Origin of the sequence: Aequorivita flava (assembly GCF_038742595.1) — a bacterium.
GTDB lineage: Bacteria > Bacteroidota > Bacteroidia > Flavobacteriales > Flavobacteriaceae > Aequorivita > Aequorivita marisscotiae.
The window spans coordinates 29,550-42,704 of record NZ_JBANCF010000010.1; the positions used below are offsets into that span (position 1 = coordinate 29,550).

Annotated in this window: 13 protein-coding genes; all 13 read left to right on the forward strand. The window is 39.9% G+C overall.

Annotated elements, in window-relative coordinates; genetic code table 11:
• The first annotated feature begins 70 nt into the window (after nt 1-70).
• The 13 genes from VZD24_RS11655 to VZD24_RS11715 all read left to right on the forward strand — a co-directional run bounded on the left by VZD24_RS11655 (nt 71) and on the right by VZD24_RS11715 (nt 13,082).
• A complete protein-coding gene (locus tag VZD24_RS11655) occupies nt 71-1,204 on the forward strand; it encodes a 3-hydroxyacyl-CoA dehydrogenase NAD-binding domain-containing protein (RefSeq protein WP_373693826.1) in 1,134 nt (377 codons plus the stop codon).
• A gap of 101 nt (nt 1,205-1,305) precedes the next feature.
• Complete coding sequence (locus VZD24_RS11660; protein ID WP_342687709.1) at nt 1,306-1,710, forward strand: PaaI family thioesterase; 405 nt, start codon at nt 1,306-1,308, stop codon at nt 1,708-1,710.
• A gap of 34 nt (nt 1,711-1,744) precedes the next feature.
• Nucleotides 1,745-2,602, forward strand: coding sequence for a KPN_02809 family neutral zinc metallopeptidase (ypfJ, locus tag VZD24_RS11665; protein ID WP_279448997.1), 858 nt, complete (start codon nt 1,745-1,747; stop codon nt 2,600-2,602).
• A gap of 85 nt (nt 2,603-2,687) precedes the next feature.
• A complete protein-coding gene (gene pcaF / locus VZD24_RS11670; protein WP_279448996.1) occupies nt 2,688-3,896 on the forward strand; it encodes a 3-oxoadipyl-CoA thiolase in 1,209 nt (402 codons plus the stop codon).
• Between the two features lie 64 nt (nt 3,897-3,960).
• Nucleotides 3,961-4,206 (forward strand): ribbon-helix-helix protein, CopG family, encoded by a 246-nt coding sequence (locus VZD24_RS11675; protein ID WP_279448995.1) that lies wholly within the window; start codon nt 3,961-3,963, stop codon nt 4,204-4,206.
• Nucleotides 4,203-4,535, forward strand: a complete 333-nt coding sequence (locus VZD24_RS11680) for a type II toxin-antitoxin system PemK/MazF family toxin (protein ID WP_342687710.1) — start codon at nt 4,203-4,205, stop codon at nt 4,533-4,535. Before VZD24_RS11675 ends, VZD24_RS11680 begins: the two co-directional genes overlap by 4 nt.
• A gap of 11 nt (nt 4,536-4,546) precedes the next feature.
• On the forward strand, nt 4,547-7,045 hold the full coding sequence (gene paaZ, locus VZD24_RS11685; RefSeq protein WP_342687711.1) for a phenylacetic acid degradation bifunctional protein PaaZ: 2,499 nt from the start codon (nt 4,547-4,549) through the stop codon (nt 7,043-7,045).
• A 79-nt stretch (nt 7,046-7,124) separates the two neighbouring features.
• Nucleotides 7,125-7,886 (forward strand): enoyl-CoA hydratase/isomerase family protein, encoded by a 762-nt coding sequence (locus VZD24_RS11690; RefSeq protein WP_342687712.1) that lies wholly within the window; start codon nt 7,125-7,127, stop codon nt 7,884-7,886.
• Nucleotides 7,887-7,963: 77 nt separating this feature from the next.
• Nucleotides 7,964-8,323 (forward strand): four helix bundle protein, encoded by a 360-nt coding sequence (locus tag VZD24_RS11695; protein ID WP_279448990.1) that lies wholly within the window; start codon nt 7,964-7,966, stop codon nt 8,321-8,323.
• A 55-nt stretch (nt 8,324-8,378) separates the two neighbouring features.
• Nucleotides 8,379-8,984 (forward strand): acyltransferase, encoded by a 606-nt coding sequence (locus VZD24_RS11700; protein ID WP_279448989.1) that lies wholly within the window; start codon nt 8,379-8,381, stop codon nt 8,982-8,984.
• A 127-nt stretch (nt 8,985-9,111) separates the two neighbouring features.
• A complete protein-coding gene (locus VZD24_RS11705) occupies nt 9,112-10,422 on the forward strand; it encodes a dihydrolipoamide acetyltransferase family protein (protein WP_342687713.1) in 1,311 nt (436 codons plus the stop codon).
• 92 nt (nt 10,423-10,514) lie between these two features.
• Entirely contained in the window at nt 10,515-10,880 is a 366-nt protein-coding gene (locus VZD24_RS11710) for a four helix bundle protein (RefSeq protein ID WP_342687714.1), read from the forward strand.
• A gap of 141 nt (nt 10,881-11,021) precedes the next feature.
• The gene (locus VZD24_RS11715; RefSeq protein WP_342687715.1) at nt 11,022-13,082 is read left to right on the forward strand and encodes an alpha-ketoacid dehydrogenase subunit alpha/beta; all 2,061 of its coding nucleotides are present in this window, start codon (nt 11,022-11,024) and stop codon (nt 13,080-13,082) included.
• Nucleotides 13,083-13,155 lie beyond the last annotated feature (73 nt).

Here is a 13,155-nt window from a genome sequence, read left to right on the forward strand (position 1 = left end):
AAATCAAAAATCAAAAATCGTTAATCAAAAATCATCAATTAAATTTGTTGGAATAATAGGAGCAGGAACAATGGGCGCAGGTATTGCACAAGTAGCTGCTACGGCAGGTTGCTCAGTGAAATTATACGATACAAAAACGGAAGCTTTGGAAAAAGCCGAAGCAGATTTAAATAAAATTATGGATCGGTTGGTTGAAAAAGGAAAAATCAATTCCAAAGAAAAACAGCGAATTCAAACTAATATAAAATACGTTAATTCGCTAAAGGAATTAAAAGATTCCGATTTAACCATTGAAGCGATTGTTGAAAACCTGGACATCAAAAAAAATGTGTTTTCAACACTTGAAAAGTTTGTAAGCGACGATTGTATAATTGCCTCGAACACATCGTCGCTTTCCATTGCATCAATTGCTTCATCACTTCAAAAACCGGAGCGCTGCATCGGGATACACTTTTTTAATCCCGCGCCATTGATGAAATTGGTCGAGGTAATTCCATCTATTCAAACTTCGGTAGAAACACTGAAAATTTCAGTTGAAACTATTAAAGATTGGGGAAAAACCGTTGCCGTAGCGAAAGATACACCCGGATTTATAGTAAATAGGGTTGCACGACCATTTTATGGGGAAGCACTTCGTATTTATGAAGAAGGAATTGCTTCGTTTTCTGAAATAGATAAAGCAATGAAAGAAATCGGTGGCTTCAGAATGGGCCCTTTTGAATTGATGGATTTCATCGGAAATGATGTGAACTATACGGTAACCGAAACTGTCTTTAAAGCGTTCTATTTCGATCCACGCTACAAACCCTCTTTCACCCAAAAGCGTTTTGCTGAAGCTGGATACTTGGGAAGAAAAAGCGGAAAAGGGTATTATGATTATTCGAAAAATGTCACCCCAAGGGCTGTCGAAGGGTCTTTATCTTCTGAAAAATCAATACAAATTTTTGATCGTATTCTGGTAATGCTAATAAACGAAGCTGCTGACGCTCTTTTTTGGAACATCGCATCCGCAGAAGATATTGACAACGCGATGACAAAAGGCGTAAACTATCCGAAAGGATTATTGAGCTGGGCAGATGAAAAAGGAATTGATTGGTGCGTTAAAAAAATGGACGAACTTTACAATGAATACCACGAAGACCGCTATCGTTGTTCACCTTTGTTGCGGAAAATGAAAAATTCAGGTAGTAGTTTTTTTGACTAAACAATGGAGAAATACGGGAGATTTCCTGCAAGGTATTGCCGCAGGTTACCTTGTAGATTTTCAATAAGAAATTGATACTGGTCAACAACACATATAAAAATATGGAAGGAAAGAAAATACCACACAAAATGTTAAGTCAAGATGCGTTTAGCAGTTGGTTGGGAATAGAGATTCTAGAATGTGAGGTTGGAAGGGTAAAAGTTGGATTGACGATCCGAAAGGAAATGCTCAACAGCATGAACAAAGCCCACGGTGGGATTGCATATTCATTAGCTGACACTGCCTTCGGCTTTGCAGCAAATACCCACGGAAAATACGCGGTATCTATTGAAACATCCATCAATCATATTGAAGCGTTGAATGAGGGTGATTATCTAACAGCCCAATCCGTAATTGAGAAAGTAGGGAATAAATTAGGGTTTAATATTGTTGAAGTAAAACGCGGCGATAAGCTAGTGGCACTTTTCAAAGGTGTTGTTTATAGAACCAGTAAGGCTTGGGAATAGATTAAGCAGTATATTTAACTAATCAGAAAAAATTATGAAATGGAAAGGTAGAAGAAAAAGCGGTAATTTAGACGACCGCCGTGGAATGAGCGGCAAAGGAAAACTAGTTGCCGGTGGTGGTGTGGTTGCACTCATTGTGATCGCACTGCAGATTTTTGGAGGTGAAACAGGCCAACAACTAGCCCCCTTGGTTGAACAAATAGGAGGCAGTCAATCGTTGCAGCAAACTGAGCAAAGAGAACTTACTGCACAAGAAAAGGAAATGGGCGATTTTATGGCTACGGTATTAGCTGACACTGAAAATGTTTGGAACCAGATCTTTAGCCAAAACAATATCGGCGATTATAAAGAACCTACAATGGTTTTGTTTACAGATGCCGTAAGCACTGCCTGCGGAAATGCAAGTTCTGCCTCGGGACCGTTTTACTGCCCCGCAGATCAAAAAGTGTATATGGATTTGGCGTTTTTTGATGAATTAAAAACCCGATTTGGTGCTAAAGGTGGCGACTTTGCGATTGCTTATGTAACCGCTCATGAAATTGGCCATCATGTACAAACTTTGGTGGGCACTTCACAAAAAGTACGGCAATTGCAACAACAAAATAGAAACGCCGCCAACCAACTTTCAGTTGCGTTAGAACTTCAAGCAGATTTTTACGCAGGCCTTTGGGCACATCACAATCAAGAATATTTGGAAGAAGGTGATATTGAAGAAGCATTAAGCGCCGCAAATGCTGTTGGTGATGATGCCATTCAAAAAAGAACACAGGGCGATGTGGTGCCAGATAGTTTTACCCACGGAAGCTCCGAACAACGCATGAAATGGTTTATGAAAGGTTATAAAACGGGCGATATAAATCAAGGCGATACCTTTTCGGAACTATTGAATTAATAATTAACGATTTCAGATTAACGATTTTTGATTTCCGAATTATTTTTCACGTCAAAAATTATCAATCAAAAATAAAAAGTCATTTATGGAAGCATATATAATTGATGGAATAAGAACGCCAATAGGCAGTTATCAAGGAACGCTAAGTGCTGTTAGAACAGATGATTTGGCGGCTTTGGTAATTGCCGAAATTGTAAAACGCAATCCAAACATCCCAAAAGAAGCATATGACGATGTAATTCTCGGTTGCGCAAACCAAGCGGGGGAAGATAACCGAAACGTGGCCCGAATGGCGTCACTTTTGGCAGGTTTGCCGGTAACCGTTCCCGGTGAAACGGTAAATAGACTCTGCAGCAGCGGCCTTTCAGCAATTATTCACGCCAACCGTGCGATAAAAGCTGGCGATGGCGACCTTTTTATCTCGGGTGGCGTTGAAAATATGACTCGTGGCCCATATGTAGTTGCTAAACCTTCAAAAGCTTTCGGAACCGATGCAAAAATGTACGACTCCAGTTTTGGCTGGCGTTTCGTAAATCCTAAAATGGCCGAAATGTACGGTACGGACGGGATGGGAAATACAGCTGAAAATTTGGTTGAAAAGCATAATATTTCTCGGGAAGACCAAGATGCTTTCGCCTTTAATTCGCAAATGAAGGCTGCAAAGGCGCAACAAAATGGGCGTTTGGCAAAGGAAATTGTTCCAGTTGAAATTCCGCAGCGAAAAAAAGACCCAATAATTTTTAAGGATGACGAGTTTATTCGCCCAGACTCCACAAAAGAGATTTTGGCCAAATTGCGTCCAGCCTTTAAAAAAGATGGGAGTGTTACCGCCGGAAATTCTTCAGGATTAAATGATGGTGCAGCGGCAACGATTATCGCTTCGGAAGAGGCAGTAAAAAAATACAATTTAAAACCGATTGCTAGAATTGTTTCTTCCGCCGTTGTTGGAGTCGAACCGCGAATTATGGGCATTGGTCCCGTGGAAGCTTCCAACAAAGCTTTGGAAAAAGCAGGTTTAAAAATGGAAGACATGGACGTGATTGAGCTGAACGAGGCTTTTGCTTCCCAAGCGTTAGCATGCATTCGCGAATGGGGGTTGAAAGATGATGACCCACGTATTAATCCTAATGGCGGTTCCATCGCCATCGGGCACCCACTCGGTGTTACGGGAGCGCGACTTGCATATTCGGCAGCGTTGGAACTTCAACTTCAAAATAAAAAATACGCTTTAATTACAATGTGTGTAGGTGTGGGGCAAGGTTATGCTGCCATTATTGAAAATGTAAACCTATAAGTTTTCGATTTTCAATTTTTTTTGAATTGAAATATGTTTTATATTTACGTTTTATAAATATATTATGGCAACATTCACATCATCTTTACCGGACGATCTTCTCGAAAATCTTTCGAAAATGGCCAAAGAACTTAAAATGCCGAAGAATAGAATTATCGAAAAGGCTTTACAGCTATACCTCGATGAGCTTAATAAAGCTCAATATATTAAGTCTTTTAAACGTGCTTCGCAGGATAAAGAGGTAATGGCAATGGCAGAGGAAGGAATTGCAGACTATTTCAGGATGCTTCAGGAATATGACGAAAAATGAGACAGGGAGAAATCTGGAATGTATATTTTGACCCTGTAAAAGGTAGCGAGCAAGCTGGCAACAGACCCGCCGTAATTATTAGTGGAAATGCACTAAATATGCATCTCGATGTCTTAATTGTTTGTCCGTTATCCTCGTCTGTACATCATTTTAAAGGCAACCCAATCTTAAGGCCTAACCCCGAAAATGGACTCACTTCAATTTCGGAAGTAATGGTTTTTCATGTTCGGACAATCTCAAAGGAGCGTTTCAAAAAGAAGGTTGGTTATATTGACAAAGCTTATATTTCTGAAATTAAAAACACTCTAAACGATTTATTAAAATATTAGTTTTCAATTATATGAAATTACAAAACTACATACTCGGAACTTGGGTTACTGGCACAGGCGAAGGCGTACCGATGCACGATGCCATTACTGGTGAAATCATTGCACTTTCGGATACCGAGGGTCTCGATTTTGCCGAAATCCTGCAATATGGAAGAACAAAAGGAGGAGAGGTACTTCGGAAAATGACGTTTCAGGAGCGCGGAAATATGTTAAAATCCTTAGCGCTGCATTTGGTGAAAAAGAAAGCCGATTTTTATGAAATAAGCTACCGAACCGGCGCCACAAAAGTTGATAGTTGGATCGATATTGAAGGCGGTTTCGGCAACCTTTTTGCCAACGCTTCCCTTCGGAAATTATTTCCGAACCAATCCTACCACGTTGAAGGCGATCCTATAGATTTGTCAAGAGGCGGTCGTTTTATGGCGCATCATATAATGGTGCCAAAACGCGGGGTTGCCATTCATATAAATGCGTTTAATTTCCCGGTTTGGGGAATGTTGGAAAAATGTGCGGTAAACTGGATGGCGGGTGTGCCAGCGGTGGTAAAACCAGCTACAAATACTTCCTTTTTAACTGAAGCCGTAGTTCGTGAAATAATTGCTTCCAAAATTTTGCCCGAAGGCGCCTTGCAATTGATTACAGGTTCGGCTAGAACTATTTTAGACAGTGTTGAATCACAGGATGTGGTTACATTTACAGGTTCTGCAACTACGGGAAGATTGCTAAAATCGCATAAAAGAATTATTGAAGAAGCCGTACCATTTACAATGGAAGCCGATAGTTTAAACGCTTCGGTTTTAGGTGAAGATGCTAAACCCGGAACCCCCGAATTTGATCTCTTTATAAAAGAAGTCCGAAATGAAATGACGGTAAAATGCGGCCAAAAATGTACCGCCATCCGTCGTGTAATCGTTCCTGAAAACTTAGTTGAAGATGTGCAAATTGCCCTTGGGAGGGCCCTTTCAAAAGTAACCATTGGCGATCCGCGTTTAAAGGAAGTGCGAATGGGCTCTTTGGTAAGTTTAGATCAAGTAAAAGAAGTCCGTGAGCGCGTGCAGGAATTGTCAAAAACTGCAAATATCGTTTATGGCGATTTAGATAAAATAGAAGTAATTGGCGCCGATGCAAAAAAAGGTGCTTTCTTGGCTCCTATTCTACTTCGTGAGGATAATCCGTTTAAGAATTTGTCTGTTCACGAAACTGAAGCATTTGGACCGGTGAGCACAATTATGCCGTACAAAAATTTAGATGAAGCCATTACTTTGGCGCAAATGGGGAAAGGTTCATTAGTTTCTTCCATAGCAACCAACGACGACAATATTGCTAAGGAATATGTAATTAATGCAGCTTCGCATCACGGCCGTATTTTGGTGTTAAACCGCGAAAGTGCCAAGGAAAGTACAGGCCACGGTTCGCCATTGCCAAGTTTGGTCCATGGCGGTCCGGGACGTGCGGGTGGCGGTGAGGAAATGGGCGGAATGCGCGGAATAAAGCATTATTTGCAACGAACTGCAATTCAAGGTTCGCCAACTACCTTAACCGAAATCACCGGAATTTATCAAGCAAATGCCAAATATAAAGAGGCAGAACAGCACCCCTTTAAATATCACTGGGAAGATATAAAACCCGGAATGTCGCTAAAAACACACAAGCGCACGTTAACGGATTCAGATATTATAAGTTTTGCAAATCTTACGTGGGATCATTTTTATGCACATACGGATATCACCTCGCTCGACGGAAGTATTTTTGAAAAGCGCACTGCTCACGGATATTTTATCATCGCGGCGGCAGCGGGACTTTTCGTTTATCCGAACAAAGGGCCGGTTGCAGCAAATTACGGCTTGGAAGACTGTCGTTTTTTGCGCCCGCTATATCATAACGATACAATTTATGTACGGTTAACGTGCAAGCAAAAAGTAGATCGCGACGTAGCTTCGGCTGAACACCCCAGCGGAATCGTAAAATGGTTTGTGGAGGTTTTTGATGCTGAAGATGAATTGGTTGCTTTGGCTACAATTCTCACCATGGTTCAAAAGAAGCAAGAAACCTTTGTTGAAATGACCGATGAAAAAATTCAGGAATCGTTGAATAAATTATCCGAAGATTCCAAGCCCAAGTGGGGCATTATGACGCCCCAACATATGTTGGAACATTTGGAATATACCTATAAAATTGCTTCGGGAAAAATTCAGGATTTTGAAGTTGCGACGCCAGAAAAGATTTTGGAAAAAGTACACGCGAGCCTTTACAATTACGATAAATTTCCGCGAAACTCGAATTTTCCGCAATTGGAAAAAGATACTTTAGATAAACTGAAACATCCCGATTTAGCAACGGCGAAAGAGAAATTTCTGGAAGAACGGGAAGCATATAAAAACTATTTCAAAGAAAATCCCGATGCCAAATTGAACAATCTGGTTTTTGGCGAAATGAATCGCTACGAGTGGTATTTACTGGAGCGAAAACATTTGAACCATCATTTTGAACAGTTTAATTTATTGACATAAGACGGTAAGACTTAAGACGTAGGACAAAAGTCTTATGTCTTACGTCTTTTGGTCCTACGTCATTTTATTTAAAAAAAATATGAATAACGAACCATACGTAAAACAGGAAATAAAAAACAACATTGCAACCACCGAATTCTTCCATCCAGCACACAATAGTTTGCCGGGAGATTTGTTGGCGAAACTCGCAAATACAATAACTGAAGCTGGTAACAATGACGAAGTAAAAGTTATCATCCTGAAAAGTGGCGGCGACAGAACTTTTTGTGCCGGTGCAAGCTTTAATGAACTTATAAGTATTAATGATGCCGAAACCGGAAAGGTTTTTTTCAGTGGATTCGCAAACGTCATAAACGCAATGCGAAAATGCCCAAAATTCATCATCGGAAGAATACAAGGGAAAACCGTTGGCGGGGGCGTAGGCGTTGCTTCGGCTACAGATTATTGTATGGCCACAAAATTTGCCGCAATTAAATTAAGCGAATTAAATGTGGGAATTGGCCCATTTGTGGTTGGTCCTGCCGTTGAACGCAAATTGGGAACAAGCGGTTTCAGCCAAATTGCAATTGATGCAAATTCCTTTTACGACGCCGAATGGGCCCGCCAAAAAGGATTGTACAATCAGGTTTTTGATTCTTTGGAGGAATTGGATGAAGCGGTTCAAAAATTTGCTGAAAATCTTTGCAATTATAATCCAGAAGCGATGGCGGAAATGAAAAAAGTATTTTGGAGCGGCACAGAAAATTGGGATGAATTACTTGCGGAACGTGCCGTGATTTCCGGAAGATTGGTGCTTTCGGAATTTACGAAACATACATTAAAGAAGTTTGGTGAAAGTTAGATAGAAACCCCAAGAATCAAATGATAAAAGACGAAAGGATAAAATGACGAAAGGATAAAAGGATAATAAAACCTAAAATGGCATTAAAGAATAATTTTAGAAAATTGGCAATATGGCAGAATGCTAGGAAGCTTGTGAGTGAAACCTATATTTTTACTTCCAAATTTCCTAAATCTGAAATTTATGGTCTTTCTAATCAATTACAGCGTTGTTCAATTTCTATCGCCTCAAATATTGCGGAGGGTTCTGCCAGAAATTCTGATAAACATTTCATTCAGTATTTAGAATCTGCATTGGGTTCTTCATTTGAATGGGAAACTCAATTAATTTGTGCGTATGATTTGCAATATATTGACAATATTACATTTGAAGAAAATTTACAAACAATACAAAAATTGCAGGCAATGATTTCAAATTTTAAAAATACATTGAACTAATAACTGTCATTTAATCTTTTTGTCCATTTATCTTTTTGTCATATAATTTAAAAAAATGATCTACAGTTTCAAAGGCCATATTCCAGTAATCCACGAATCCAGTTTCGTCCATCCCTTGGCGGCGGTAACGGGCAATGTGATTATTGGAAAAAACTGCTACATCGGTCCCGGCGCGGCCATTCGTGGCGATTGGGGCGAGATTATTCTCAAAGATGGCGTGAATGTGCAAGAAAATTGTACCATTCATATGTTTCCCGGAAAAAGTATTGTGTTGAAGGAAAGCGCGCACGTGGGCCACGGTGCCATAATTCACGGAGCAAATTTGGGCAGAAACTGCTTGATTGGAATGAATAGCGTAATTATGGACGATGCCGAAATTGGAGATGAATGTATTGTTGGTGCCATGAGTTTTGTAAAAGCGGAAACAAAATTTCCAAAACGGAAATTAATAGTTGGTAATCCTGCAAAAGCTATAAAGGATATTTCAGATGAAATGATTGCATGGAAAACAGCTGGAACAAGATTGTACCAACAATTACCCAATGATTGCCACGAAAGTTTGCGGGAAGTGGAACCGTTACGGGAAATTCCGAAGAACCGACCCGTTCAGGAAGATTTTTATAAAACTTTGGAAGAATTTAGAATCAAGAACCAAGAGTAATGACGAATGTCTCCCCGAGCGCAGTCGAGGGGTCATAGTCAAGATAAATTTTGATTAGTACACAAAAGCACTTAGACAGCCTTCGACTGCGCTCAGGATAGACTGCTCAGTGTGATATTTATAAAAAATGCAAAAAACAGAATTAAAAATGCCCAAAATGGGCGAGAGCATAACCGAAGGAACCATCATAAATTGGATGGTTAAGGAGGGCGATTCTTTTGAGGAAGGCGATATTCTTTTGGAGGTTGCAACCGATAAAGTAGATAATGAAGTACCTGCTACTGCTGCCGGAAAAATGCTGGAACATAAATTTAAGGCGCAGGATGTTGTTCCCGTTGGCGAAGTGATTGCTGTTTTGGAGCTTTCAGAAAACGTGAAATCTAAAAAAAGCATTTCAAATTCTGAAAAAATAGCACCTGTTTCTCCCCCCACGGGGGAGATGCCCGCAGGGCAGAGGGGGACTTTAACTTCAAAACCAATTCCATCGGCATCTTCAAATTCTTTTAAAGTAAACGAAAATGTTTTCATTTCTCCTTTGGTTGATAGTATTGCCAGAAAAAACCATATTAGTTATGAAGAATTGGCCCGAATTTCAGGTACTGGAAAAGATGGCCGATTACGAAAAAGTGATGTTTCAAATTATTTGGAAAATGGACGCCCGTTTCAATTTGCGCAAGCTGTTCCGGAAGTTTCAGGATTTCAGGTTCCAGATTTAAAATTCGACAAAGGAAAAGGCAAAATCGTAGAGATGGACCGTATGCGCCAAATGATTTCGGATCATATGGTTTTTTCGAAACATACATCGCCGCACGTTACAGCTTATGTGGAAGCTGATTTAACCGAAATGGTTCAGTGGCGAAATGAAAATAAAGTCGCATTTCAAAAAAAATACAACGAAAAACTAACATTTACCCCGCTTTTTATTGAATGTGTTGCGAAGGCAATCCAGGATTTTCCAATGATTAATTCTACCTTGGACGGAAGAAACATTATTGTAAAAGACGAAATAAATATTGGGATGGCAACTGCACTTCCATCGGGAAACTTAATCGTGCCCGTTGTTAAAAACGCCGATAAAATGAATTTAAATGAATTGGCTGCTGCGACAAATGAATTGGTTGGAAAAGCCCGTGATAATAAATTAAAGGCCGATGAAACAAAAGGCAGCACCTTTACAATTAGCAATGTGGGAACTTTTGGCAGTTTAATGGGTACACCCATAATCAACCAACCCGAAGCCGCAATTTTGGCAACGGGAATCATTAAAAAACGCGCCGAAGTAATGGAAAGAGAAGAAGGCGATACGATTGAAATCCGCCAAATGATGTATCTTTCACTTTCCTTTGACCACCGAATAGTAGATGGCTATCTGGCAGGTTCTTTTTTACGAAGAATTGCCGATTATATGGAACAGTTTGATGTGAAAAAGACGTTTTGAACCACGATCGTTCGCTGTGCTCACTGCACGAATCACGAGTTTTAAAAATTGTGAATCAAACAGTCGTAGGGCGTGTTTCAAAAAATTAATATATGAGAAGACATAATTTTAAGAAATTGCAAATATGGTTACTGGCAATGGAGTTAATTGATAAAAATTATTTACTCACGGCAACTTTACCAGATTATGAAAGATACGGTTTGCGAACACAAATGAATCGTTGTTCGGTTTCCATTGCTTCAAACATTTCTGAAGGTTCGAGCAAAAGAACAGATAGACATTTTTTGAATTTTCTTGAAAACAGCCTTGGTTCAGCTTTTGAATGGGAAACACAGTTGATGGTTTGCGCTCGTCAAAATTTTATTTCGAAAGAATTATTTTTGAGATTGGAAGATAAGGTACAAGCATTACAAAGTAAAATATCAAATTTTATAGATACATTAGATCCGAATAATTAAATGAAAAGGACGTTTTGAACCACAATCGTTCACTTGGCATACTGCACGAAAAACGACGTTTAAAAGTTGTGATTCCAACCGTCGTGGTTCGTATAACGAGCGAAGCAAGTGGTCGTGATTCAAAAACGTCAAAATCTAAAGATGAAAATTAAAAAAGATATATTAAAAAAAGCCTTTAAAAACCTCGTCACCGCAAAAGCGATGACAGAGATTTATGAGGAAAATTTTAAAACCGTTTCAAAATACGTGCACGCAACTTCGCGGGGTCATGAGGTAATTCAAATAGCCCTGGGAATGCAGCTGTTGCCGCAGGATTACGCTTTTCCGTATTATCGTGATGATTCTATGTTGCTTTCCATTGGAATGAAACCGTATGAGCTTATGCTCCAGGTTTTGGCAAAAAAAGACGATCCCTTTTCGGGCGGAAGAACCTATTATAGTCATCCAAGTTTGAAAGATGATGATAAACCAAAAATTCCACATCAAAGTTCTGCAACGGGAATGCAGGCCATTCCAGCTACGGGTGTTGCGATGGGGTTTTGGTATAAGGAATCAATGAATTCAGAATTCGGAATTCAGAATTCAGAATTGCCCATTGTGGTTTGTAGTTTAGGTGATGCCTCGGTTACAGAAGGCGAAGTTGCTGAAGCCTTTCAAATGGCAGTTTTAAAGATGCTGCCCATTCTTTATTTAGTACAGGACAACGAGTGGGATATTTCGGCTAATGCTGCGGAAACAAGAGCCCAGAATGCCGCAGAATACGCAAAGGGATTTCACGGATTAGAAGCAATTTCAATTGATGGGGCTGATTTTGAGGAAAGTTATAATACAATTCAGAATGTAATTTCAAAAATTCGGGAAGAGCGCAGACCATTTTTGGTTCACGCAAAAGTTCCGCTATTGAACCATCATACTTCTGGCGTTCGGATGGAGTTTTATCGCGATGATTTGGAGGAAGCGCGAAGTCGTGATCCGTATCCAAAATTGAAAAAATTGTTATTGGATAATGGTTTTAATGACAAAGAACTTTCAGAAATAGAAGCCGACATCAAAATCGAAATCAAAGAATCTTTGGAAAGGGCGTTAAATGCTGAAGATCCAAAACCCGAAGATCTTTTTACGCACGATTTTGCTCCAACGGAAATTACCGAAGAAAAGGGTGAACGATCCCCTAAAGGAGGCGAAAAAGTGGTGATGGTAGATTGTGCACTTTTTGCCATTGAGGAATTGATGCGGAAACACAAGGAATGTTTATTGTATGGTCAGGATGTGGGCGCACGTTTGGGTGGCGTGTTTCGCGAAGCGGCTACTTTGGCACAAAAATTTGGCGACAATCGTGTTTTTAATACGCCAATTCAAGAGGCATTTATCGTAGGTTCAACCGTGGGAATGAGCGCTGTTGGCTTAAAACCAATTGTAGAAGTTCAGTTTGCGGATTATATTTGGCCAGGGCTCAATCAACTTTTTACTGAAGTTTCCCGAAGCTGTTATCTTTCAAACGGAAAATGGCCGGTTTCAATGATTTTACGTGTGCCTATTGGCGCTTACGGCAGTGGTGGCCCGTACCATTCCTCTTCCGTGGAAAGTGTGGTGACTAATATTCGTGGATTAAAAATTGCGTATCCGAGTAACGGTGCCGATTTAAAAGGTCTGCTAAAAGCGGCCTATTACGACCCAAACCCGGTTGTGATTTTTGAACATAAAGGCTTGTATTGGAGTAAGGTGAAGGGAACAAAGGGCGCAACGTCTATAATGCCTGCAGAAGATTATGTTTTGCCTTTTGGAAAAGCTTGGGTTTTGCAGGAAATCTGGAAACAGGAAGAAGAGGAAACACTTTCTATAATAACCTACGGAATGGGCGTGCACTGGGCAATGAACGCTTCCGAAGAACTTGGAATGCAGGATAAAATTGAAGTTGTTGACCTTAGAACACTGCATCCTTTGGATTATGAAACGGTTTTTAAATCGGTTAAGAAATGCGGAAAATGTTTGGTTGTAACCGAAGAACCTTCCGACAACGGATTTTCACGCGGTTTGCAGGGAAGAATTCAAGAAGAATGTTTTCAGCAATTGGATGCGCCCGTTATGTTGATAGGCTCCGAAAATATGCCTGCAATTCCACTTAATTCCACATTGGAGGAAACGATGATACCTTCCATCGAAAAAGTGAAGAAGAAGATACTTGAAATACTAAAATATTGATTTCAATTAACTAATTTCACAAGATGACAACCTCACTCAGTAAACCTCGTTTAATATGGCTTAATTTTAATCA